This is a genomic window from Mycobacterium fragae (genome assembly GCF_002102185.1).
Taxonomy (GTDB): domain Bacteria; phylum Actinomycetota; class Actinomycetes; order Mycobacteriales; family Mycobacteriaceae; genus Mycobacterium; species Mycobacterium fragae.
The window spans coordinates 1-23471 of record NZ_LQOW01000025.1; the positions used below are offsets into that span (position 1 = coordinate 1).

The following is a 23471-nucleotide window of genomic DNA, read 5'->3' on the forward strand; positions in this document are numbered from 1 at the left end:
GAGCGGAGTGCGATGATGCCCAAACGCCGTCGCACCCGCGCGCAAAACCGCGCCCACCGCATCGCCACCGAACGCCGCCAAAACCACGACGCCCGCATGGCCCGACAGGCCGAATACATGAGCTACGTCGGCCCGGCCCCACCCGACAGCGACGACGACCCCCCACCCTTCTGAGTAGGCGCGGGTGGAGGATATTCACGTGAGCTCTGAGGAGCTACCGCCGCTGGCTGCTGAAGACCACGTCTGCGATGTCTGCCCGCTGGTCTATTCGGAGGTCAGTATCGAGGACGCCGTCCGGGCCATCGGTGACCTGCCTGCTGCGGTGCGCGATGCCGTCCGTGCCATCCCACCCCAGGCGCTGCGGCGGCGCCCGGGCCCGCAGGTGTGGTCGGTTGCCGAGTATCTCTGCCACCTGCGCGACGTCTATATGACCTTCACGATCCGGCTGCACCGCACTCGCAAGGAGGACCGGCCGGCGCTGGAGCCGATGTTCAATGACCTGCGTGCGCGCCGATTCCGCTACAACGAATGTGACCTCGCCGCCGTGCTTGACGAGCTGGCCGCGGCGGCGTTGGGCTTCGGTGACGAGGCCGCCCGGATGGAAGAACAGGACTGGGACCGCGTCGCGACCCGGTTGCCGGGCGAGCAGCGCACAGCGCGGTGGCTCGTCCGCCAGGCGATGCACGAAGGTGTTCACCATCTCGGCGATATCCGCAGGATCGGCGGTATAAGCCGCTGACCAGCCAGAAATTTGGCGCTGAGCAGGTCTTCACCTAGACTCTAGGGGTTGCCGTGGGCAGACCTCGGCCGGCGCGTACAAGCAGGATGTCGTCGGCCCCGCGTGCCTGTCGGCGATGAAGACCGCACGTCAGGCCAAGGCGGCACCCGTCTGCCGTGCACACGTTCACATGCACGCCGAGGAGATCTAGTGATTCAGCAGGAATCGCGGCTGAAGGTCGCCGACAACACCGGCGCCAAGGAGATCTTGTGCATCCGCGTGCTCGGCGGCTCGTCGCGGCGGTATGCCGGTATCGGCGACGTCATCGTGGCGACGGTAAAAGACGCCATCCCCGGCGGCAACGTCAAGCGTGGTGAAATCGTCAAGGCCGTGGTGGTGCGCACCGTCAAGGAGCGCCGCCGCGCCGACGGCAGCTACATCAAGTTCGACGAGAACGCGGCCGTCATCATCAAGCCCGACAACGACCCGCGTGGCACCCGCATCTTCGGGCCGGTCGGCCGCGAACTGCGGGAGAAGCGCTTCATGAAGATCATCTCGCTGGCCCCGGAGGTGTTGTAGGTGAAGATCCACAAAGGCGACACCGTGCTCGTCATTTCCGGCAAGGACAAGGGCGCCAAGGGAAAGGTGCTGCAGGCCTACCCGGCCCGCAACAAGGTGCTCGTCGAGGGCGTCAACCGGATCAAGAAGCACACCCCGATCTCGACCAATCAGCGCGGCTCGCGCTCGGGTGGGATCGTCACGCAGGAAGCCCCGATCCACGTCTCCAACGTGATGGTGGTCGACTCCGACGGCAAACCGACCCGGGTCGGGTACCGGTTTGACGAGGAGACCGGCAAGAAGGTCCGCATCTCCAAGCGCAACGGCAAGGACATCTGAGGCGATGACGACTGCAGAAAAGGTTCAGCCCCGGCTGAAAGTGCGCTACCGCGAAGAGATCCGTGACGCGCTCAACAAACAGTTTGGCTACGGCAACGTGATGCAGATCCCGACCGTGGTCAAGGTCGTCGTCAACATGGGCGTCGGGGACGCCGCCCGCGACGCCAAGCTGATCAACGGCGCGGTCAACGACCTCGCGCTGATCACCGGACAGCGGCCGGAGATCCGGCGAGCCCGCAAATCGATCGCGCAGTTCAAGCTGCGCGAGGGCATGCCGATCGGGGTGCGCGCGACGCTGCGCGGCGATCGGATGTGGGAGTTCCTCGACCGGCTCACTTCGATTGCGCTGCCGCGTATCCGCGACTTCCGCGGGCTCTCGCCCAAACAGTTCGACGGTGCCGGCAACTACACCTTCGGGCTGAACGAGCAGTCGGTGTTCCACGAGATCGACGTGGACAAGATCGACCGGACCCGTGGCATGGACATCACCGTCGTCACCTCGGCGGCGACCGACGACGAAGGACGAGCGCTGTTGCGGGCCCTCGGCTTTCCGTTCAAGGAGAACTGACCAGATGGCGAAGAAGGCACTGATCAACAAGGCTCAGCGCAAACCCAAGTTCAAGGTGCGCGCGTACACCCGCTGCAGTAAGTGCGGCCGCCCGCATGCGGTCTACCGCAAGTTCGGGCTGTGCAGGATTTGCCTGCGCGAGATGGCGCATGCCGGCGAGCTGCCCGGAGTGCAGAAGAGCAGTTGGTGACAGGACATCAGGACTAGACCATGACGATGACGGACCCGATCGCGGACTTCTTGACACGTCTGCGCAACGCCAATTCGGCGTACCACGACGAGGTGACGCTGCCGCATTCGAAGATCAAGGCCAACATCGCCGAGATCCTCAAGCGGGAGGGTTACATCAGCGACTACCGCACCGAAGATGCGCGGGTCGGCAAGTCGCTGGTCATCCAGCTCAAGTACGGCCCCAGCCGGGAACGCAGCATCGCCGGTCTGCGGCGGGTGTCCAAGCCCGGGCTGCGGGTCTACGCGAAATCCACCAACCTGCCGCGAGTGCTCGGCGGCCTGGGCGTGGCGATCATCTCCACCTCCTCGGGCCTGCTGACCGACCGTCAGGCAGCCAGACAGGGCGTGGGCGGCGAAGTCCTCGCGTACGTGTGGTGAGTGAGGGGACTTAACGATGTCGCGCATTGGTAAGCAGCCGATTCCGGTCCCCACCGGAGTCGAGGTGACGATCGACGGCCAGAACGTCTCGGTGAAGGGGCCCAAAGGCACACTGGGACTGACGGTTTCCGAACCGATCACCGTGTCCCGCGACGACGACGGCGCCATCGTGGTAACCCGGCCCGACGACGAGCGGCGCAGCCGTTCGCTGCACGGCTTGTCGCGCACCCTGGTGTCCAACCTTGTCACCGGCGTGACGCAGGGCTACACCACGAAGATGGAGATCTTCGGCGTCGGCTACCGCGTGCAGCTGAAGGGTTCCAACCTGGAGTTCGCGCTGGGATACAGCCATCCCGTGGTCGTCGAGGCGCCGGACGGCATCACGTTCTCGGTTGAGACGCCGACGAAGTTCTCGATCTCCGGCATCGACAAGCAGAAGGTCGGCCAGATCTCGGCGAATATCCGCCGCCTGCGCCGTCCCGACCCGTACAAGGGGAAGGGCGTGCGCTACGAGGGCGAGCAGATCCGCCGCAAGGTCGGAAAGACAGGTAAGTAGTCATGGCCCCAACGAGCATTTCCGCGGCCCGGCGGGCGGCGCGGCTGCGCAGGCATGCACGGCTGCGCAAGAAGATCTCGGGCACCGCGGAGCGCCCGCGGCTGGTGGTGCACCGGTCGTCGCGCCACATCCACGTGCAGCTGGTCAACGACCTCAACGGCACCACGCTGGCCGCCGCCTCGTCGATCGAGGCCGACGTGCGGGGCGTGGAGGGCGACAAGAAGGCCCACAGCGTGCGGGTCGGCCAGCTGATCGCCGAGCGGGCCAAGGCCGCCGGGATCGACACGGTGGTGTTCGACCGCGGCGGCTACACCTACGGCGGGCGGATCGCGGCACTGGCCGACGCCGCCCGCGAGAGCGGATTGAAATTCTGATGACTGACAACGGAAGGACTGCATCATGACGGAGCAGCCGACCTCAGGGGCCGCTGCTCCGGACACCGGCAGCGCCCCCCGCAGTGAAGGACGCGCCGAGGGCCGTGACACCCGGGAGAGCCGGGGTCGCCGCGACGATCGCCGCGGTGGTCGCGACCGCGACGGCGACAAGAGCAATTACCTGGAGCGGGTGGTCGCCATCAACCGCGTCTCCAAGGTGGTCAAGGGTGGTCGGCGATTCAGCTTCACCGCGTTGGTCATCGTCGGCGACGGCAATGGAATGGTCGGCGTCGGCTACGGCAAGGCCAAGGAAGTCCCGGCCGCGATCGCGAAAGGCGTCGAAGAGGCGCGTAAGGGCTTCTTCCGGGTCCCGCTGATCGGCGGCACCATCACCCATCCGGTGCAGGGCGAGGCCGCCGCCGGCGTGGTGCTGTTGCGTCCGGCCAGCCCCGGTACCGGTGTGATCGCCGGCGGCGCCGCGCGAGCGGTGCTGGAATGTGCTGGCGTGCATGACATTCTGGCCAAGTCGCTGGGCAGCGATAACGCGATCAACGTGGTACACGCCACGGTGGCTGCGCTCAAGCTGTTGCAGCGGCCCGAGGAGGTGGCGGCCCGGCGTGGACTGCCCATCGAGGACGTCGCTCCGGCCGGCATGCTCAAGGCACGACGGGAAAGCGACCGGCTGGCCGCGAGTGCGAACGCCGCACGTGAAGGAACTGCGTAACTATGGCAGAGCTCAAGATCACCCAGGTGCGCAGCACAATCGGCGCCCGCTGGAAGCAGCGGGAGAGCCTGCGCACCTTGGGATTGCGCAAGATTCGCCAGTCGGTGGTCCGTGAGGACAACCCCCAGACTCGCGGCCTGATCGCCGTCGTGCGTCACCTTGTGGACGTCGAGGAGGTCTCATGACGATCAAACTTCACGACCTGCGGCCCGCGCCCGGGTCGAAAACCAAACGGACCCGCGTTGGTCGCGGAGACGGTTCCAAAGGCAAGACCGCCGGCCGCGGCACCAAGGGCACCAAGGCCCGCAAGAAGGTGCCGGTGACCTTCGAGGGCGGGCAGATGCCGATCCACATGCGGCTGCCCAAGCTCAAGGGCTTCCGCAACCGCTTCCGCACCGAATACGAAATCGTCAACGTCGGCGACATCAATCGGCTGTTCCCGCAAGGCGGTTCGATCGGCGTTGACGAATTGGTGGCCAAGGGCGCTGTCCGCAAGAACTCTCTGGTCAAAGTGCTCGGCGACGGCAAGCTGACGGTCAAAGCCGACGTGACTGCGCACAAGTTCAGCGGGAGCGCGCGGGAGAAGATCACCGCCGCGGGCGGTTCGGTCACCGAACTCTAGGTCTGCGGCCGCGCACCCAAGACGTCGCGGAACAGGGCTTGGCGTAGCGCCACTTCCCGCGGGTCGCTGTAAAGGTGAAATCCCAACCGGTTCATCACGTAGGCGAACCCGATACTCGTGTCGGGGTCGGCGAATCCGAATGACCCGCCATATCCGGGCGTGCCGAATGCCTTGTCCGAGGAGCCGAAGCAGAAGTGCGGCACCGGCTTACAGTAGCCCAGCGAGAACACCGAATCGACGTGCAGCACCTTGTCACGTAGGCCCCTGGCGGGTGTGACCGCAGGCTCAGTCAGTGCGTCGAGAGTAGCTGGCGTCAAGCCGATGTCACTGCCGCCGGCGGCCACACAGCTGTAGGCCTTGGCCACCGAGCGGGCCGTCCCAATTCCGTTGGCAGCGGGCATTTCGACGGTGCGCACCTCTTCGAGGTTGTAGTCGCCGCCCAATACGTCAACGTCGCTAGGCAGCTTGGCGCTTTTGCTGATCAAGGCGGACGGATTCAACAGCGACAGCGCTAATCTCCACGGCATCGCATGCAGATGCAGCAGGGCCTCGGCGCGTCGCCAGCCGTGCAAGTATGCGACTCGGTCACGGTCGACCGAGGCTGGCAGTCCGATATACAGGTCCAGATCGAGCGGAGCAGCGACCTCATCGGCGAAGAACCGGCCCAGTGTCCGGCCCGCCGGATCGGCGTGCCGGATGAGCTCGGACTCATACCAGCCCAGGGTGAGCGTGTGATAGCCGTGCCGGGTTCCGGGCGGCCACACCGGGGCTTGCGCCGCCAGGATCGCCGACAGCTTGTCGGGGTCGCCAAGATCGCGCAGCCGCAGCCCTGCATCCAGCACGGGCAGCCCGGCTTGATGGGACAGCAGTTGGCGCACCGTCACCTCGGCCTTGCCGGCTTGCGCGAACTCCGGCCAGTAATCGGCGACCTTGGCGTCATAGGCGACGAGGCCGCGCGAGGCGGCGACGGCGACGGCCAGGGACGCAACGCCTTTCGTCGTCGAGAACATGTTGACCATCGTGTCGCGCTGCCAGGGTTCGCCGGTGATGCCGTTGCGATAGCCGCCCCACAAGTCGACTACCTTGGCGCCGTCGCGATAGACCGCGACGGCGGCCCCGATCTCACGGCCCTGCGCGAAATTGGCGCGAAATGCGTCGGCGACTTTGCCATAACCTTCGTCGACGTCTCCATCCATTGGGCCGTTATACCGCGAGCAGACGCAAAAGGCCCCCAAAACGGTCATTCTCTGAGGACTTCACGTCTGCTCACGCTACTGACGCAGCCGTGGAATCACTTCTGCGGCAAGGCGTTCCATCTGCTCGCGGTCCTGCATGACGTCGTCGCCGACGGGATTGAGCAGCAGCATTTCCGCACCGGCATCGATTACCTCGGCCAACCCACCTGCGACGTCGTCGGGTGTGCCGGACACCGGTACGGCTTCGATGCCAGGCATCGTCCCGTAGATGCGGCGCAACCCGGCAAGCACTCGGTCGCGGGCCCGAGCCCGGTCGTCGTCGATCATCAGATAAACCCGCTTGCCGATGCTGAACCGCGCGGGATCCTTGCCTTGCTCGGCCAGCTCGCGGCGCACGGTCTGCACCGCGTCGGCGAAGTTGGCGGTGGTCGACGAACCTGCGCCCAGAAACGCATCGCCTTGGCGGACCGCCCGGGCCAGCGCCTTGGGCGCCTGCCCACCGAACCAGATCGGCGGATGTGGCCGCTGGACGGGCTTGGGCTGGATGGGCAAGTCGCTGACCTGGCGGAACCGGCCCTCAAATGTCAGCCGTGGTTCGTCGGACCACGCTGTCTTCATCAACTCCAGCCCTTCGGTGAAGCTGCTGATGTAGGTGGCCTTGTCCACGCCGAATGCAGAGAATTGGTGGGAGCCGCCACCGGATGCCACGCCGACGTCGAGTCGGCCGTGGCTGAGACGGTCGACGGCGGTCACCGCGGCGGCCAGCTGCAGCGGATCGTGCAACGACAAGACCAGCACCCCGACGCCCAAGCGCAGCCGCTCGGTGCACGCCGCGGCATACGCCAGCAGCTCCATCGGAGCCAACATCGGCGCCTCGCCGACGATCTGGTCGAACACCCACCCGCCTTCGAACCCGAGTTCTTCGGCGCGGGCGAGGTAGGAGCGCATCCCCGAGGCGTCGAAACCGGTCGAGTCGAGCTGGGGGATCGAGATGGCGAACCGCACCCCACTACCGTACGGTCCGCTGCGGCCGTCGCCCGGCGGCGCGGCTCGTCGGTACGCTCAGCACATGTTCGTGTTTCTGCCCAAGCCGCCCGGTGTCGACGATGTACGGATGTTGGCTCGCCGGGTCGACACCGCCCGCCACCACGGCGTACCCAAAGGCTGCGTGCTCGAAGTCGACGTGCGCGCTGCGCCGCCGGAGACCGGCGGCTTGGATCCGCTCGCGATCATCAGCGGCGGCGGCCGGCCGCTGGTGCTGCGCGAAGCCGTGTCCGCAATCTACCGCGCCGCCGACGATCCGCGGGTGGCCGGGCTGATTGCCCGCGTCCAGTTTCCCGCGGCCGCGCCGGGACCGATTCAGGAATTGCGTGCCGCGATTGCCGCGTTCACCGCCGCCAAGCCATCGCTGGCATGGGCCGAAACATATCCCGGGACGCTGTCGTATTACCTGGCATCCGCGTTCAGCGAGGTGTGGATGCAGCCGTCGGGAACAGTCGGGCTGATCGGGTTCGCCACCAACGCCATGTTCCTGCGTGACGCGCTCGACAAGGCCGGCATCGAGGCCCAGTTGGTCGCCCGGGGTGAATACAAGTCTGCGGCAAATCGTTTCACCCAGGACCGCTACACGGATGCGCACCGCGAGGCCGACGCCCGGCTGCTGGAGAGCATTCGCAGCCAGGTGTGGCAGGCGGTCAGCGAGTCGCGCAAGATCAGCCATGAAACCGTCGACGCACTGGCCGACCGCGCGCCCCTGCTGCGCGAGGATGCCGTGACGTCGGGGTTGATCGACCGCATCGGCTATCGAGACGAGGCATACGCACGAATTGCAGAACTTGTTGGCGCCGAGGGGGTTTCGCCGGAAACCGGGGACGCCGATGCCGAGAGCGCGCCGCCGCGTCTGTATCTGGCTCGCTACGCCCGCGCGACCGCACCGGGGAACAGGCCGCTGCCGTCGCTACCCGTGCGCAGGCCCAGGCCGACAGTCGCCATTGTCGCCGTGGCCGGTCTGATCGTCAGCGGCCGGGGCGGTCCGCACTTGCTGCCGTTCGGCAACTCCGGTGCCGGCGCCGACACCATCGCGGCGGGACTGCGGGAGGCCGCCGCCGACAACTCGGTATCGGCGATCGTGCTGCGGGTCGACTCGCGGGGCGGGGAGATCGGCGCGTCGGAAACGATCTGGCGCGAAGTCCAAAAGGCACGCGAGCGGGGCAAGCCCGTGGTCGCGTCGATGGGCGCGGTTGCCGCCTCGGGCGGCTACTACATCTCGATGGGCGCCGACGCGATCGTGGCCAACCCGGGCACCATCACCGGCTCGATCGGGGTGTTGGCCGGTAAACTGGTCGCCCGCAATCTGAAGGAACGACTGGGCGTCGGCTCGGATACGGTGCGCACCAACGCAAATGCCGATGCCTGGTCGATCGACGTGCCGTTCACTCCCGAGCAACACGCCTGGATCGAGGCGGAGGCGGACCTGCTCTACACCGACTTCGTGCAGCGCGTCGCCGAGGCACGCAACATGAGCATGGAGGCGGCGGAAAAGGTCGCGAAGGGCCGGATCTGGACCGGTGCGGATGCCCTCGAGCGGGGACTGGTCGACGAACTCGGCGGGTTGCGCACCGCGGTGCGGCGGGCCAAGCTGCTCGCCGGCGTGGACGAAGACGCCGAAGTCCGCATCGTCAGCTACCCGCACTCGTCGCTGTGGGACCTGCTGCGTCCGCGTCCGTCATCGCAACCGGCGGCCGCGTCTGTGCCGGATGCAGTGGGCGCGTTGATCGGTCAGTCGATCGCCGCAGTGATCGACCAGGCCGAGCGCACGTTCACCGGTGTCAGCGCGCTGTGGCTGGGCGAGACTCGTCTCTAGCTTCCGAATGTGCCGCTGACGAAGATGATTTCGCCGAGCGGATCGTCGTCGTCGGGCGCAGGAACCTCGAGCCCGTTGCGGGTGAACAGGTCAGCACGGGGAACGCCCACGACGTCCCATCCCTTGGCGCGCAGATACTCGATCACGTGGCTGCGCTCACCGGCGTACACCAACGACGGCATATCGATGTCCACACCTAGTTCGCGGAGCGGCGCGGAAAGCTCACGGGCTCGATCGGCATCGAAATCCTTGATACCCGGGACGTATTCGGTGGCGATCGCGCTGCCTGGCACGCTCAGCGCGGTGATGTTGTCGAACAACCGATCCTGGGCTTCGGGAGGCAGGTAAATCAGCAGGCCCTCGGCCAGCCAAGCCGTCGGTGCGCTGGCGTCAAAACCGGCGGACCGAAGCGCCGCCGGCCAGTCCGAGCGCAGGTCGATAGGGATCGTGCGCCGATCCGCGGTGGGCCGGGCGCCGATGCCGGCCAGCGTGGACGTCTTGAACTCGATTACCTGCGGCTGATCGATCTCGTAGACGGCTGTCTCTGCCGGCCAATCCAACCGGTAGGCGCGAGAGTCCAGCCCGGCCGCCAAAATCACCACTTGTCGCACGCCCTTGTCGACGGCGGCGAGCAGGTAGTCGTCGAAGTACTTGGTGCGCACCGCGACTCCGTCGATCGTTGCCTGCAGCCGTTCGGGCGAGGCGTTCGGGATGGTCGAGAAGTCGACCTCGCCGTCGATCATCTTGGTGAAGAAGTCCAGACCCACGGCGCGGACCAGCGGCTCGGCGAATGGATCGGTGATCAGCACACGGGGATCCTTCGTCGCCATTGCTCGGCCGGCGGCGATCATGGTCGCCGTTGCGCCGACGCTGGACGCCAGATCCCAGGTGTCGTCATGCGTGCGTGCCATGCCCGTGCTATCCGAGAGTCGCCGCGACGTAGCTCATCTCGGCGAAGACGGCCATCATCTCGTCTTCCGGGAACTCAAATCCGTTGCGTTCCCAGAGTTCTTTGGCAGGGTGGGCGGTCACCTGCCAGCCGTGGCTGATGAGGTAGTCGATCACGACGCTGCGTTCGCCTTGATAGAACAGATCGGCGGCGTTGAGGTCGAAACCGTAGCGGCGCCAGCGCTCGCTGATCTGCTGTATTCGTTCATCGGAGAAGGCGTCTGGGTCTGGGACATGCTCGGTGGCAAGCCGGCTGCCCGGCGCGCTGAGCGCGGTGATGTTGTCGAACAGCTGGTCCTGCGCCTTTGGCGGCAGATAGGGTAACAATCCCTCGGCACTCCACGCGGTGGGCTGATCGGCGTCAAATCCGCCCGCTCGCAGGGCGGCTGGCCAGTCGTCGCGCAGATCGATGCCGATCGCTCGGCGCTGCGCGGTCGGTGCGGCGCCGAGGTCGGCCAGCGTCTCCGTCTTGAAATCGATCACCTGCGGCTGGTCGATCTCGTAAACCGTGGTGCCGGCCGGCCATGGCAGCCGGTAGGCCCTGGTGTCCAAGCCGGAGGCCAGGATCACCGCCTGCCGCACGCCGGCGTCGGCAGCAGCGGTGAAGAAGTCGTCGAAAAACCGTGTGCGGACTGTGATCTGCTCGGCGCGCTTTTTGCGATTCAGCAGCGGGTCGTCGTCCAGGTTGATCTCTCCGTCGATCAGCCGCACAAACGGCATCAGGCCCACCGCCCGGACCAGCGGTTCGGCCAACGGATCGTCGAGCAGGGCATCGGGGCCCTGCGACGCCAGTGCGCGGGAGGCCGCGACCATCGTCGCGGTCGCTCCGACGCTGTTGGCCAGATCCCAGCTGTCGTCATGGGTACGTGGCATCTGCGATAGCTCCTATTTCTTTTCGGTCAATACGCCGCTGACGTAGAGGCGGTCAGCGAATGGGAAGTCGTCTTCGATGGGCGGAAGTCCGTTGGCCGCGAACAGCTCTCGGATGGTGCTGCCGGACATCTGCCACCCGTGGTCGGAAAGATAGTGAGCTGCCACGTTACGGTCGCCGAAGTAGATCAGCTCGGTCATGTCGAGATCGAGGCCGTGCCTGCGCCAGCGCTCGGCCGAGATCCGCATGTTTTCCTTGAGACGCTCCTGGTGGGCGGGATCGCGGTTGGGCGCGCTTTCGGTGGCGAACCGGCTGCCCGGCGCGCTGAGCGCGGTGACGGTGTCGAGCAGACGGTCCTGCGCTTCCGGTGGCAGGTAGCCCAACAGGCCCTCGGCGCTCCAGGCGGTGGGCTTATCGGGGTCGAAGCCCGCGGCGCGCAGCGCGGCCGGCCAGTCGTCGCGCAAATCGATGGCAACCGTGCGCCGGTCCACGGCGGGTTGGGCGCCGAGCTCGGCCAGAGTGCGTGATTTGAATTCGATGACCTGCGGCTGGTCGATCTCGTAAACCGTGGTGTCGGCCGGCCACGGCAAGCGGTAGGCGCGTGAATCCAGGCCCGACGCGAGGATCACCGCTTGGCGGATACCGGCCTGCATCGCGTCGAGGAAGAACTCGTCGAAGAATTTGGTGCGCACGGCCATGTTGTCGGTCATCCGGCGCATGTTCGCGGACGCGGCATCACCGTCCTCGTCGAGGTCGGCGGGGGACAACTCGCCGCTGACCAGCCGAGCGAACAGGTCCACGCCGACCGCCCGAACCAGCGGTTCGGCGAACGGATCGTTGATCAGGGGACGCTCGGATTTGGTCGCCATCGCGCGGGCGGCGGCGACCATCGTGGCGGTGACGCCGACGCTCGATGCCAGATCCCAGGTGTCGTCATCAGTGCGTGCCATTGCTAGCCCCTTCACGCGGCGGAAGCCAGATTGATACTTAGCCAATATAACAAGCCCTGGCCACTTTCCGCCAAACGCGTGTCTCACGCGGGCCGGGGCGGCAACCTTGAGCCATGGCCTACTCGGCAGCAGGACAGCGGGTGCTCATCACCGGCGCCTCGTCGGGACTGGGTGCCGCCCTGGCCAGGCAGCTGGCCGCCGGCGGTGCGAGGGTGGGCCTGGTCGCCCGCCGGCCGGATCGTCTGGCTGAAGTGCTGGCCGACTGTCGGCGGACCTCCCCGGATTCGAAGATGTGGGTTGCCGATCTGGGCGACACCCCGGCGGTCGGTGAGCTGGCCTTGCAGGTGTGGGACGTCCTCGGCGGCATCGACGTCCTGGTCAACAACGCCGCGATCCCGAAACGCCGGCCGGTCGCCGAGTTGAAGCCCGACGAGGTCGAAACCGTCATGCGAGTCAACTTCTTCGCCCCGATGCGGCTGACCCTGGCGCTGTTGCCGCGGATGCTGGCACGTGGATCGGGCATGATCGTCAACGTGTCCAGTGTCGGCGGGCGGCTCGGAATAATCCACGAAACAGCGTACTGTGCAAGCAAATTCGCGCTGTGCGGCTGGAGCGAGTCGATCGCTGTGGACCTGCACGGCACCGGGATCTCGGTGAAGCTGATCGAGCCGGGCCCTGTCGACACCGAGATCTGGGACCAGCCCGGTAACGAGGAACCGCTCTACCAGGGACCGAAGGTGCCGGCGGACGAAGTGGCCTCCGGCATAATCGCGGCGCTGGGCAGCGAAGGCTTCGAGCATTATGTGCCCGACATGAAAGCAGTCGTCGACGCGAAAAACGCCGACCTCGACGCGTATATCGCCGGCGCAGCGGCCATGGCACCGCGATGAGGGCGCTGGTCTACGGGGTGCCACCGGAGTCGGTCGACCGTCCCGACGACGCGCTCAAGTACAGTCCCGTCGCGCTGCAGCAGGTGCCGGAACCGCAGCTGCTGCACGACGATTGGGTGATCACCCGGCCCCGGCTGACCGGCATCTGCGGGTCGGACTCCAAGCAGATCCTGATGGATTTCGGCGAGGGCGACACCGACAACGCCATGGCCGCATTCTGCTCGTTTCCTCAAGTCATGGGTCACGAGGTGGTGGCCGACGTGGTCGCGGTGGGCCCGAAGGCGCGCGGACTGGAGGTCGGTCAGCGCGTGGTGCTCAACCCCTGGCTGTCCTGCGGGCCGCGCGGCATCGAACCGCCTTGCCCCGCTTGCCAAAACGGCGATTACAGCCTGTGCTGGAGCTTTTGCGACGGCGACATCAAACCCGGTATTCACACCGGGGTGTCGGCCGACGTGACCGGCGGATACGCGGAGCTGATGTCCGCTCACGACAGCATGTTGTTTGCGGTACCCGAGTCGGTGTCCGACGAGTCAGCGGTGTTCGCCGATCCGTTTTCGGTGTCGCTGCACGCGATCACCCGCCACCCGCCACCGCGATCGGGCCGGGTACTGGTGTACGGGGCCGGCTCGCTCGGGTTGTGCGCGCTGGCGATCCTGCGGGCGCTTTACCCGGACGTAGCGGTGGCGGTGATCGCACGTTTCGACGCGCAGGCCGATTTGGCCCGCCGGTTCGGCGCCGCCAAGGTGCTGGCGCACGAGCCCCGGCTGGCCGTCATCGAAGAGCTGGTTGCCTGGGGCGGTGGACGGCTACACCAGCCGCTGCAGGGTCTGCCGATGGCGCATCCCGGCGCCGTCGACATCGTCTACGACACCGTCGGCAAGCCCGAGACCTTCGAAGTCGGAGTCCGGGTACTCAGGGCTCGCGGCACGTTGGTGAAGGCAGGTGTCCACGCGCCTGGCCGCTGGGAGTGGAGTCCGTTGTATTTCAAGGAGATCAGTTGGGTGGGCTCCAACGCCTTCGGGGTCGAGGACGTGGCGGGGGAGCGCAAACATGCGATCGCCCACTATCTCGACATAGTTGACGACGGTCGAATCGACTTGCGGCCCATGCTGACTCACACCTTTAGGCTGGAGCAGTGGCGCGACGCCTTCCTCGCGATCGCCGGCCAGGGTACGAGCGGTGCCGTCAAGGTGGCGTTCGATCAGCGCTAGGCCAGCGCGCCTCGGGATCCGATGATGGGCAGATCAATTGGGGTGATGACGCCCGGTTGAGTGTCGCACAGGAACGGGATGGCGTTGACGGCCGCGACGGCGGTGCTGTCCATCAACACGGTCATCACGTCCTCGCCGGGGTGGCCGAACCGGATCGTCGCGTCCACGTGTGGTTCACCTTCGATCACCATGCTGAAACCCTTGGGGTCGGTCCATTGTGGGTCGAGCGCGTCGTCGCTCATGGTCCAGCAGATGGCGAGCTCGACCACTGGGCGGCCGTCGCGATAGCCGCGATAGGTGCGGCGCTGGCCCCCGGCGGTGCCGACGGCGTAATCCACCCAGCCCAGATTCAGATCCCGGGTCAGTATGGCGGGCTCGACGAACGCCTCCTTGGAGTCGAGTTCGATGCCCAGCATCGTGGCGATCATGTCCAGCGTCTCGAAGTAGCCGAGGCCGTATCGTTGCTTCTCCGGGTCGAGCTGCGTCACCCGCTGACGGGGCGGTTTGCCGAATCCGAGGACCTTCCACACGTCTTGTACGGGATAGGTGGTGCAGTCCAATGTTTCGACGAGCTTGACGCTGTGCACCTTTCGGCACGCACCGGTGAGAAAGCCGGCGACGACGTTGATGAAGCCGGGCTCGAATCCCGTGCCCAGGAAGGTCGCCCGTCCCTGTTGCGCCGCCTCCTCGAGTGCGGGGAGTTCGGCCTGGTGATGCGTGCCGGTCAGGAAGTCGCCCGTGGTCACCACGTTGATGCCGCGGCGCAGCATCCTTTCCACCAGGTCGTAGTCGATGGCGCGGGGCATGTAGTTCACGCAGTCCGGCGCCAGGTCGAGCAGCGCATCGACATCGGTGGTCGCGGCGACTCCGATCTCGGATCGGTCCGCGAGTATGCCCGCATCGCGCCCCACCTTCTCCGAACCGAATGCGTAGACGCCGACGACGTCAAAGTCGTCACGGTCAAGCAGGATGCCGAGCGCGCGCTTTCCGATATTGCCGGTTGACCACTGAACCACGCGGTAGGGCGCCATGCTGCTCCTTCGTACCGCTAATCGGGTGTTGGACAAGAGGCAGTCCGTCGCACCTGATCAATGACAGGACCCGCGAGGAGTTTTCGGTCGATGTTGGCGAGCGCATAGGACGTCGCTTCATCCATGGTCATTGCGGCTCCCTCACCGCGAAGCTCGCGTGCGCGCTGCTCGCCGAGCGCGGCTGCGACGAGATGACCGGTTTCGCGCAAGGCCGCCAGCACGAAGTTGTCGTTGATATCGGCCGGCGCGCGCTCTGAGGGCGAAGCGCCCTGGGGCATACGGCTGGCGTAACGGAAGATGGCATAGGCCGCGCCCTGTAAGACGCCGGCCACCTCGGGCCGATTCTCGGCGAAAGCCCTTGCGCAGAGCGCGAAGCAGGGCGCGGCCTGCAGTGGAGTCACATACCACCGCCACACGTACATCGTCCGGGCAGTCAAGGTCAGCGTGAGCTGCCAATCCCGGAGGCGGCCGGCTACCAGGCAGGCGGTAAGCAGACCCGAAGAGATCTCTTCGCCCGGTTTGCCGCTGAGGTGCAGGCTCTCGTTCAGCAGGTCTCTCGCCCGTTGCGGATCATGTTCGGCCACGGCAAGTGCGAGCGAGTTCAGGCTCATCACGATGGCCCCGGGCATACCCGATCGTCGCGCCATGGCGACGGCTTGCTCGGCTCTTGTCGTTGTCTCCAGGCTCCGATCGCCCCCAGCAGAGCGCTGTTCACGCTGTTAGCGAGGTAAGTGGCGGCAAGCCCGGGATATCCGTCGGCATTGGCCAGCTCCGCGGCGTCAGCGAAACCCGCTACTGCGTCGGCGTAGGCACCAGCCGCCAGCGACACCATTCCCTGCACGTGGGGGACATCCATCTCGATCCGAGGACCTTGCGGCGCCCCGAGACGGCGCTCGGCCTCGAGTGCCTGGCGGCACAACTCGTCGACGGCGTCCCAGTCGCCGGCGGTGTACGCGTTATACGCCGCCACGACAAGCACGCGTGGATACCCGGGTTCTTGATCGGCGCCGGGCAGGTCGAGCACTCGCGACGCGGGGATCCACAGCACTTCGCCGATTGCGCTTGCCGTCACCTGCTGATGCGTTTGGTCGGCCACTAACCGCACGGCCAGCGCGGCGTCGCCGGCGTCGATGGCATTGGCGAGGGCTGCGCGGACGTTGTCCCGCTCGCGGACGACCTGGCTGGCCCACAAAATCTGTTCGGGGCCGTAGTAGCGTTCGGCCGCTCGCGCCGACAGCGCGGCGTAATAGCGGCCATGCCGCATGAGCAGCGCGTCGGTCTCGCCGCAGGCGGCCAGCCGTTCCTCGCCGTACTGCCGGATCGTTTCCAGCAGGCGATATCGGGTGCCGTGGCCGTCGTCCTCCGCGACGACGAGCGAACGGGCCACCAGACCGGCGACCAGATCTATGACTGCCTCCCGCTCGACGGGGCCGCCGCTGCAGACCTGCTCGATCGCCTCGAGCGCGCAGCCGCCCGTGAACACGGCCATGCGTGCCAGCAGGCGCTGCTCCGCGGTGTCGAGAAGCTCGTATGACCAGTCGATGGCCGCGCGCAGCGTCGCGTGCCGTTCGACCGCGCCGCGCCGCCCACCTGCAAGCACCTGGAACCGTCGATTCAAGCGCAGGACGAGCTCGGCGGGGCTCAACGCGATGATCCTTGCCGCGGCCAGCTCGATGGCCAGCGGGACACCGTCGAGGCGCTGACAAATCTCCACCACCGCCCGCGCATTGCCTTGCGTCAGCACGAAGTCGGCCTTGACGTGCCGCGCCCTCTCGACGAACAGGCTGACGGCGTCCGTGCTCATCAGGCGCTCGAGGTCCTCGTCCGGCTCGCCTGTTGCCAGGGGAGGCAGCGCGATCAGCTGCTCGCCGTCGATCGCCATCCCTTCCCGACTCGTTGCCAGCACCACCACGCCAGGGCACGCGCGTTCTATGCGCGTTGCCAGTCGGGCAACCGCGCCCAGCAGATGTTCGCAGTTGTCGAGCACAAAGAGCAGCCGCTTTTGCGCCAGCATCTCGATGAGAGAGTCTTCCAGGGACGGCCCGCCACGGTTGGTCAGGTTGAACACCGCTGCGATCGCCTCGATCACGCCGTCGGGATCGCGTACCGGCGCCAGTTCGACCACCCATGAGCCATCGCGGTAGCGCGGCAGCAGGTCTGCGGCAACCTGGAGTGCCAGGCGGGTCTTGCCCACGCCACCCACTCCGGTAATCGTCACCACGCGCGACTCGTCTAGCGCGGAAATGACCTTGGCCACTTCGGATTTGCGCCCGATGAACGAGCTGACCTGAACCGGGAGGTTCCCGGGAAACGCGTCCAGACTTCGCAGCGGCGGGAACTCCTCTTCGGCACCCTCGCGGACAAGCTGGAAAACCCTTGTGGGACGGCCTAGGTCGCGCAGGCGATGTTCACCGAGATCGATCAGTGTCATGCCCTCGGGCAATTGATCCCGCACCAGCACTTCGGTGGCGCCCGAGATGACGACCTGGCCACCGTGGGCGGCGGTCATCAACCGCGAGCAACGGTTGATCGGCAGGCTGGCGTAACCGCCGTCGTCGACGATGACCGCCTCGTCGGTATGCAGCCCGATCCGCGCCCTCAGCGGTTTGGGCGTGCGCCAAGGCTCGTCGCAAAGTGCCCGTTGGATCGCAGCTGCCGCCGAGATGGCGTCCCTCGCCGTCGCGAACGCGGCCGCCATCCCGTCGCCCATCCGGGCGAACACATAACCCTGGCTTGACGCAATGGCTTTCTCGAGGAGCTCGTCGTGGCGGATCATGGCCACCTTCATCGCCTCGGGGGCCTGTTCCCACGAGCGGGTGGACCCTTCGAGGTCGGTGAGCAGGAAGGTCACCGTGCCCGATGGAAGCTGCCGGGCCATGAGCTCCGAGCGTACGGGTGGGGCCACCGCGCTATACGTGCTTTCGCTGATGATTTGCCCTACCGAGTCGCCAATGCTGGCTAGCATGAGCGAACGCGCGGACACGCCGCCGGTGAACTGGAGCGACCTAGGCGTGAGCGATTTGCTGCCAACGGGAACCGTGACGTTGCTTCTGGCCGACGTCGAGGGCTCCACGCGCCTGTGGGAGACCGAACCCGAGCAGATGACCGCCGCACTTGCGCGCCTGGATCACGCGCTCGCGGAGAGCGTCGCCGCCCATCACGGAGTGCGGCCGGTCGAACAGGGCGAGGGCGACAGCTTTGTGCTCGCGTTCGCCCAAGCGTCTGATGCGGTGGAGTGCGCCCTCGAGTTGCAGCGGGCGCCGCTGGCGCCGATAAGGCTGCGCATCGGCGTGCATACCGGCCAGGTGCAATTGCGCGACGAAGGCAACTACGCCGGGCCGACCATCAACAGGACCGCACGGCTGCGCGATCTGGCGCACGGCGGCCAGACTGTGCTGTCCGGCGCGACTGAGCAGCTGGTTGTCGACTGGCTGCCCGCTGATGCTTGGTTGACTGACCTGGGTACCCATCCGCTGCGTGACCTGCCCCGGCCGGAACGGGTCGTGCAGCTCTGCCATCCCGATCTTCGCAACGAGTTCCCGCCCTTGCGTACGGGCAAAAGCATTGAGGTGGTTAACCTTCCGGCGCAACTAACCAGCTTCGTTGGCCGCGACGCGCAGATCAGTGAGGTACGAAAGCTTTTGGCCGATAACCGGCTTGTGACGTTGACGGGTGCGGGTGGCGCCGGCAAGACGCGACTCGCGGTCGAGATTGCAGCGCGTTTCGCGGCCGATTTCCGCGATGGTGTGCGGTATGTCGACTTGGCGCCGATCACCCATCCGGCAGTTGTGCCGGTCGCGGTGGCTCGTGCCCTTGGGCTACCCGATCAGCCCGGCCGCTCGACAACGGACACCCTGGTCCGGTTCATCGGCGATCGCCAGCTGCTGATCGTGCTCGACAACTGCGAACATCTGCTCGACGCAACGTCATCGCTGACGGTTGAGCTGTTGGGTGCATGCGCGGGTTTGAGGCTGCTGGCGACTAGTCGCGAGCCCACTGGGGTTGCCGGTGAAGTGACGTTCCTGGTGCCGTCGCTGTCGCTGGCCGACGAAGCCATCGAGTTGTTCGCCGACCGCGCCCGTCGCGTCCGGCCGGACTTCACGGTGACCGATGACAACGTCGCCGCACTGACGGAGATCTGCCGGCGTCTGGACGGCATGCCATTGGCCATTGAGTTGGCGGCGGCGCGAGTGCGCGCATTGTCGTTGAATGAGATAGTCAGCGGTCTGCACGACCGGTTCCGCCTTTTGACCGGTGGTGCGCGTACCGCGGTGCGTCGACAGCAGACGCTGCGAGCATCGGTGGAGTGGTCGCATGCATTGCTGACCGAACCCGAGCGCATCCTGTTCCGCCGACTAGCGGTGTTTATGGGTGGGTTCGACCTTGACGCGGCCGAAGCCATCGCCGGCGGCGCAGACGTGGAGCACTATCAGATCCTCGACCAGCTCGCCTCGCTTGTCGACAAGTCACTCGTCGTAGTCGAAAGCACCGGTGGCGCAACCCGATACCGGTTCCTCGAGACGGTGCGCCAGTATGCGTTGGAGAAGCTCGGGGAGTCCGGCGAAGCCGACGAAGTTCGCAGCCGCCACCGTGACCACTACGTTTCGGTGGCGGCTTTGCTCGACGACCCAGCCCGTACCGAATACGAGCGGCGCCTGGAGCAAGCCGAAATCGAGATCGACAACCTTCGCGCCGCTTTCGCGTGGAGTCGCGAAAACGGCGATGCGGAACAGGCATTGCAGCTCGTGTCATCACTGCAGCCGCTCTGGCTCGCACGTGGCCGGATTCAGGAAGGGTTGAGCTGGTTTAATGCCGTCCACCCGAACGCGACGTCTGACCAAGAGGTGATCTCCCCGGTGTGCGTGCGTGCGCTCGCCGACAAGGTTGTGCTCGACGGATGGGTAGGCATCTACAACATGGCTGAGGCTGAACAGGCGCTGGCCGTCGCGCGTCAACTCGATGATCCGGCGCTACTGGCCCGAGCGTTGTATGCGTACGGCAGCGCCTCGGTTTTCCAAGCCGAAGTGGCCCGACCGTACTTCGCCGAGGCGATCGGACTGGCCCGCGCCCTGGGTGACCGCTGGAGGCTGAGCCAGATCCTCGCCCGGCAGGCACACATGGCGTTCGTCGCAGGTGACCCTGTCGAGGTCCGCGCGACCGCTGAAGAAGGGCGCCAACTCGCCGACGCGATCGGTGACCGGTTCGAATCGCGGCAGTGTCGGTGGCGGCTCTCCGCGGCACAGTTCATGCAAGGCGATCTGGTTGAAGCGATCGCAGAGTTACGCGACTTGTTGGCTGCAGCCGAGGCCGATCACGACGAGATGTTGCGGGTCACCATCCTATTCATCCTGCCCCACTGGCTGGCATACCACGGTGAGGCTCACGAGGCTCGGCGCGCGGCCGATGCGGCCATCGAGGCCGCCGCGGGCCTCGGCGATCTTTACATGGGTGCCAGTTACACCGCATTGGTCGTGGTCGCCCTGGCCGCCGGCGACGTCGCACTGGCGGCGGAGGCGGCTGACGCCGCCTGGTCCTGCATGGGCGGCTTGCGCGAGGCCGCGGCAATAAACATGACGTACCACGCCCAGGCAGCAATGGCGCGCGGTGACCTCACTGCGGCCCAACGGTTTGCGGATGAGGCTGTCGCCACAATGACCGGATACTGGCTGGCTTATGCGCTGGCCATCCGGGCCCGCGTGGCGATCGCGCGGGGGGCGCCGGATGAGGCCGAACGTGACGCCCATGAAGCTCTTGCGGCGGCCGTCAGGGCTAAAGCGTATCTAGGCGTTCCGCACAATCTCGAGTGCCTCGCAGCTGTGGCCACCGATGCCGGCCGTCGTGCGGAAGCCGCACGGCTTTTCGGCGCCGCAGAGGCTATCCGGGAGCGCACCGGCGAAATCCGCTTTCAGATCTACCAAAGTGGGTACCAGGCGTCCGTCGCGGCGCTTCGTAATGCCATGGGGGACAGCGACTTCAAGGCCGCATGGGCAGAGGGGGCAGCACTATCGACCGATGAGGCGATTGCCTACGCGCAACGCGGCCTCGGTCCACGCGTGCAACTCGCGCAGGAAGCAACACGCCAGGAGAGCTCGCCGCGACCCTGACGCCACGACGGGGTCGTCGAACCGCGCCGTCTTCGCAAATTCGGCATGTGTTAGCATGCATGCATGCGGACAACGGTGGAGATAACTGATGAGCAGCATCGCGCGCTGAGTGCGATCGCTCAGCGCCGCGGCGTACGGGGGTTCTCCGCGCTCGTCCAGGAGGCGCTGGACGCATATCTGACGAGTTTGACCAGCGATGAGACAGACCTCCTGTTGGGACTCGAAGGCATGCTCACCGAGTCCGAGTCACGAGAGGTGCGATCACGCATCGATGATGCAAGGGCTAGATGGCGGGCCTCGTAATTGTCGACACCGACCTTTTAGTCGACTTTCTCCGCGGCAAAGGGTCCGGTGTGCGGCTGGTGCGCGAGTTAGTCGCCGGCCACCGCCTCCGGGTCACCGCGATAACCGCGTTCGAATTGCGTGTTGGCACGGATTTCTTGGGTCGTCGCGACGACATTCTTCGCCTTGTGCGTTCGCGGACTTTCCCGCTTGATCCGAGTAGTGCATTGCGCGCAGGAGATGTGGCTGCGACGCTGCGGGCGGCCGGCAAGGACATCGGCATGGCGGATTGCTTGCAGGCCGGGATCTGTTTGAACTTCGACCTGCCTTTCGCTACGCGCAACCGCAAGCACTTCGATCGGGTGGAGGGTTTGCGGTTGTTTGACGTCGACTGACCTGTGCTGAGGTGCGCGCGCTACATCGGGTTGGTGCGCAGGTAGCCGTAGATGCCGGCGAAGCCGGCGTTGACCTCCTCGGGAATGGGTACAGGTCCGCCGAGAGCCCGTGCACCCCAGACGATTTGAGCGGTGCGCTCCACCAGCGCGGTGACGTGTAGGACCTTGTCGGGTCGCGGGCCGACCGCTACCAGGCCATGGTTGGCGATCAACGCCGCCGCCCGGCCCTCCAGCGCCTTCACCGCGTTGCTGCCGACTTCGGGTGTGCCTGACGCGGCGTACTCGGTACAGCGGATCTCGCCGCCGCAGTAGACGGCGAACTCGTCGATGCAGGCCGGAATCGACTGGTGCGCAATCGCGAACATGGTGGCCCACACCGGATGGCTGTGGATGACGCTGCCGATGTCGTCGAATGCCGCGTAACAGGCCAGGTGCAACTTCATCTCGGTGGATGGCGACCGGCCGTCGGCCGCCTGCAGCACCCCCCCGTCACGGTCGACCACCACCAGGTCGTCGAGCGTCATGTCGGCATAGTCGACAGACGATGGCGTGATGACCAGATTGCCGTCCTCCCGTCGCGCCGAGATGTTGCCCGCGGTTCCCTCGACAAGGCCGCGGCGCAGCATGTCCTTGGCCGCAGCCAGCACCGCGGCCTCCGGCCTCTCAACGAATCTCATGAGGTCAACACCTCCGGGTTGACGATGTGCGCGGGCCTGCGGCCCGACAGCAGCGCTTCCAGGTCGTCGGCCACCATCTGCGCCTGCCGCGCCTCAGTGTTCCACGTGGCCCCGCCGATGTGCGGGGTGAGCACCACATTGGACATGCCCACCAGCGGATGGTCGACGGGTAGCCATTCCCCGACAAAGTGATCCAGGCCCGCGGCGGCCACCTTGCCGCTGCGCAGCGCCTCGACCAGCGCGTCGGTGTCATGCAGCTGGGCGCGCGCAGTGTTCACATACACCACACCGTCGCGCATCGCCGCGAACTGCTTGGCGTCGATCAGCCCGGCGGTCTCTTCCGTGACCGGCGCATGCAGCGAGACGACGTCGGCCTCGGCCAGCAGCTCGTCGAGGCTGTGCCGAGCGTCGTCGTTGTACGGGTCGTAGGCGATCACCCGCAAGCCCAGTCCGGCCAGCCGCCACTTCACCGCGCGGCCGACCGCGCCCAGACCGACCAACCCCGCCGTCAAACCGGCCAGTTCCCATGCCCGGAAACGCTGGTACGGAATGGTTCCGTCGCGAAACACCTCCCCGGACCGCACGTCGGCGTCGGCGCCGAGCACATGCCGCGTACAAGCGAAGAGCAATGCCAGCGTCATCTCGGCGACCGCATCGGCGTTGCGGCCCGGCGTGAACAGCACCGGAATACCGGCCGCGGTGGCGCCGGCGACGTCGACGTTGTTCGGATCCCCGCGGGTGGAGGCGATCGCGCGCAGGCCCAGCTCGAAGACGGGCCCGCTCACCGAATCACTTTCCACCACAACGACATCGGCGTCGGCCGCCGAAATCCGCTCGGCCAGTTGTTCGGCGGTGTAGATGCGCAACGGCGTCTGCTCGATCCACGGGTCATAAACCACGTCGGCCAGGCGCCGCAGCTTTTCGAACCCGTCCCCGCGCAGCGGGGCGGTAACCAAAGCACGCGTCACGACTGCCAATGCTGGCG

27 protein-coding genes are annotated in these 23471 nt (G+C 66.3%); 17 read left to right on the plus strand and 10 right to left on the minus strand.

The genetic code is table 11. The features are described 5' to 3' along the window. Positions 1-199 precede the first annotated feature (199 nt). The 11 genes from AWC06_RS13140 (at position 200) to rplO (ending at position 5068) form a co-directional block, all read left to right on the plus strand. Complete coding sequence (locus AWC06_RS13140) at positions 200-739, plus strand: DinB family protein (protein ID WP_085198639.1); 540 nt, start codon at positions 200-202, stop codon at positions 737-739. Between the two features lie 189 nt (positions 740-928). Continuing rightward, entirely contained in the window at positions 929-1297 is a 369-nt protein-coding gene (gene rplN / locus AWC06_RS13145; protein WP_085198142.1) for a 50S ribosomal protein L14, read from the plus strand. After that, entirely contained in the window at positions 1298-1615 is a 318-nt protein-coding gene (gene rplX / locus AWC06_RS13150; RefSeq protein ID WP_085198145.1) for a 50S ribosomal protein L24, read from the plus strand. Between the two features lie 4 nt (positions 1616-1619). After that, entirely contained in the window at positions 1620-2183 is a 564-nt protein-coding gene (rplE, locus tag AWC06_RS13155) for a 50S ribosomal protein L5 (RefSeq protein WP_085198148.1), read from the plus strand. A 4-nt stretch (positions 2184-2187) separates the two neighbouring features. Continuing rightward, positions 2188-2373 (plus strand): type Z 30S ribosomal protein S14, encoded by a 186-nt coding sequence (locus AWC06_RS13160; protein WP_085198151.1) that lies wholly within the window; start codon positions 2188-2190, stop codon positions 2371-2373. A 20-nt stretch (positions 2374-2393) separates the two neighbouring features. Further along, entirely contained in the window at positions 2394-2792 is a 399-nt protein-coding gene (rpsH, locus tag AWC06_RS13165) for a 30S ribosomal protein S8 (protein ID WP_085198153.1), read from the plus strand. A 16-nt stretch (positions 2793-2808) separates the two neighbouring features. Continuing rightward, entirely contained in the window at positions 2809-3348 is a 540-nt protein-coding gene (gene rplF / locus AWC06_RS13170) for a 50S ribosomal protein L6 (RefSeq protein ID WP_085198156.1), read from the plus strand. 2 nt (positions 3349-3350) lie between these two features. Beyond that, positions 3351-3722: a 50S ribosomal protein L18 gene (gene rplR / locus AWC06_RS13175; protein WP_085198159.1), complete on the plus strand. Its 372-nt coding sequence runs from the start codon at positions 3351-3353 to the stop codon at positions 3720-3722. Positions 3723-3747: 25 nt separating this feature from the next. Further along, positions 3748-4446 (plus strand): 30S ribosomal protein S5, encoded by a 699-nt coding sequence (gene rpsE, locus AWC06_RS13180; protein WP_085198162.1) that lies wholly within the window; start codon positions 3748-3750, stop codon positions 4444-4446. Positions 4447-4448: 2 nt separating this feature from the next. After that, entirely contained in the window at positions 4449-4631 is a 183-nt protein-coding gene (gene rpmD / locus AWC06_RS13185) for a 50S ribosomal protein L30 (protein WP_085198165.1), read from the plus strand. Beyond that, positions 4628-5068, plus strand: coding sequence for a 50S ribosomal protein L15 (rplO, locus tag AWC06_RS13190; RefSeq protein WP_085198168.1), 441 nt, complete (start codon positions 4628-4630; stop codon positions 5066-5068). Before rpmD ends, rplO begins: the two co-directional genes overlap by 4 nt. Here rplO and AWC06_RS13195 read toward each other — a convergent pair. After that, positions 5065-6264 (minus strand): serine hydrolase domain-containing protein, encoded by a 1200-nt coding sequence (locus tag AWC06_RS13195; RefSeq protein ID WP_085198170.1) that lies wholly within the window; start codon positions 6262-6264, stop codon positions 5065-5067. The two genes, rplO and AWC06_RS13195, sit on opposite strands and share 4 nt — an antisense overlap. A gap of 75 nt (positions 6265-6339) precedes the next feature. After that, positions 6340-7269 (minus strand): LLM class flavin-dependent oxidoreductase, encoded by a 930-nt coding sequence (locus tag AWC06_RS13200; RefSeq protein WP_085198173.1) that lies wholly within the window; start codon positions 7267-7269, stop codon positions 6340-6342. 64 nt (positions 7270-7333) lie between these two features. Between AWC06_RS13200 and sppA the strand changes: the two genes are divergently transcribed. After that, positions 7334-9127 (plus strand): signal peptide peptidase SppA, encoded by a 1794-nt coding sequence (gene sppA / locus AWC06_RS13205; RefSeq protein WP_085198641.1) that lies wholly within the window; start codon positions 7334-7336, stop codon positions 9125-9127. On the opposite strand, the gene AWC06_RS13210 is transcribed toward sppA, so the two are convergent. The 3 genes from AWC06_RS13210 to AWC06_RS13220 are packed head-to-tail and all read right to left on the minus strand — an operon-like array spanning position 9124 to position 11896. Then, complete coding sequence (locus tag AWC06_RS13210) at positions 9124-10038, minus strand: class I SAM-dependent methyltransferase (protein WP_085198176.1); 915 nt, start codon at positions 10036-10038, stop codon at positions 9124-9126. The genes sppA and AWC06_RS13210 overlap by 4 nt on opposite strands. Positions 10039-10045: 7 nt before the next feature. Next, complete coding sequence (locus AWC06_RS13215) at positions 10046-10948, minus strand: class I SAM-dependent methyltransferase (protein ID WP_169715351.1); 903 nt, start codon at positions 10946-10948, stop codon at positions 10046-10048. A gap of 12 nt (positions 10949-10960) precedes the next feature. Continuing rightward, positions 10961-11896: a class I SAM-dependent methyltransferase gene (locus AWC06_RS13220; protein WP_085198179.1), complete on the minus strand. Its 936-nt coding sequence runs from the start codon at positions 11894-11896 to the stop codon at positions 10961-10963. 113 nt (positions 11897-12009) lie between these two features. On the opposite strand from AWC06_RS13220, the gene AWC06_RS13225 reads away from it, so the two are divergent. Together AWC06_RS13225 and AWC06_RS13230 are read left to right on the plus strand one after the other, a co-directional pair. After that, positions 12010-12786, plus strand: coding sequence for an SDR family NAD(P)-dependent oxidoreductase (locus AWC06_RS13225; protein WP_085198181.1), 777 nt, complete (start codon positions 12010-12012; stop codon positions 12784-12786). Next, positions 12783-13997, plus strand: a complete 1215-nt coding sequence (locus AWC06_RS13230; protein WP_085198184.1) for a zinc-dependent alcohol dehydrogenase — start codon at positions 12783-12785, stop codon at positions 13995-13997. Before AWC06_RS13225 ends, AWC06_RS13230 begins: the two co-directional genes overlap by 4 nt. Here AWC06_RS13230 and AWC06_RS13235 read toward each other — a convergent pair. Genes AWC06_RS13235 through AWC06_RS13245 form a run of 3 tightly spaced genes read right to left on the minus strand, consistent with a single transcriptional unit; the run spans position 13994 to position 17906 of the window. After that, positions 13994-15028 (minus strand): NAD(P)H-dependent amine dehydrogenase family protein, encoded by a 1035-nt coding sequence (locus tag AWC06_RS13235; protein ID WP_085198188.1) that lies wholly within the window; start codon positions 15026-15028, stop codon positions 13994-13996. The two genes, AWC06_RS13230 and AWC06_RS13235, sit on opposite strands and share 4 nt — an antisense overlap. A gap of 17 nt (positions 15029-15045) precedes the next feature. After that, the gene (locus tag AWC06_RS13240) at positions 15046-15657 is read right to left on the minus strand and encodes a hypothetical protein (RefSeq protein WP_085198191.1); all 612 of its coding nucleotides are present in this window, start codon (positions 15655-15657) and stop codon (positions 15046-15048) included. Then, complete coding sequence (locus AWC06_RS13245; protein WP_085198194.1) at positions 15639-17906, minus strand: winged helix-turn-helix domain-containing protein; 2268 nt, start codon at positions 17904-17906, stop codon at positions 15639-15641. The genes AWC06_RS13240 and AWC06_RS13245 overlap by 19 nt, the downstream gene beginning before the upstream one ends. 133 nt (positions 17907-18039) lie before the next feature. Here AWC06_RS13245 and AWC06_RS13250 point away from each other — a divergent pair, with 133 nt between their 5' ends. The 3 genes from AWC06_RS13250 to AWC06_RS13260 all read left to right on the plus strand — a co-directional run bounded on the left by AWC06_RS13250 (position 18040) and on the right by AWC06_RS13260 (position 21809). Beyond that, on the plus strand, positions 18040-21132 hold the full coding sequence (locus AWC06_RS13250; protein ID WP_372457999.1) for an ATP-binding protein: 3093 nt from the start codon (positions 18040-18042) through the stop codon (positions 21130-21132). Between the two features lie 63 nt (positions 21133-21195). Continuing rightward, positions 21196-21435 (plus strand): hypothetical protein, encoded by a 240-nt coding sequence (locus tag AWC06_RS13255; RefSeq protein ID WP_085198200.1) that lies wholly within the window; start codon positions 21196-21198, stop codon positions 21433-21435. Then, positions 21420-21809: a type II toxin-antitoxin system VapC family toxin gene (locus AWC06_RS13260; protein WP_085198203.1), complete on the plus strand. Its 390-nt coding sequence runs from the start codon at positions 21420-21422 to the stop codon at positions 21807-21809. The genes AWC06_RS13255 and AWC06_RS13260 overlap by 16 nt, the downstream gene beginning before the upstream one ends. Before the next feature lie 20 nt (positions 21810-21829). Here the strand turns inward: AWC06_RS13260 and AWC06_RS13265 are convergent, their stop codons facing one another. Together AWC06_RS13265 and AWC06_RS13270 are read right to left on the minus strand one after the other, a co-directional pair. Beyond that, positions 21830-22486, minus strand: a complete 657-nt coding sequence (locus AWC06_RS13265; protein ID WP_085198205.1) for an L-fuculose-phosphate aldolase — start codon at positions 22484-22486, stop codon at positions 21830-21832. Beyond that, a complete protein-coding gene (locus tag AWC06_RS13270; RefSeq protein ID WP_139820050.1) occupies positions 22483-23463 on the minus strand; it encodes an NAD(P)-dependent oxidoreductase in 981 nt (326 codons plus the stop codon). The genes AWC06_RS13265 and AWC06_RS13270 overlap by 4 nt, the downstream gene beginning before the upstream one ends. Between the last annotated feature and the right edge of the window lie 8 nt (positions 23464-23471).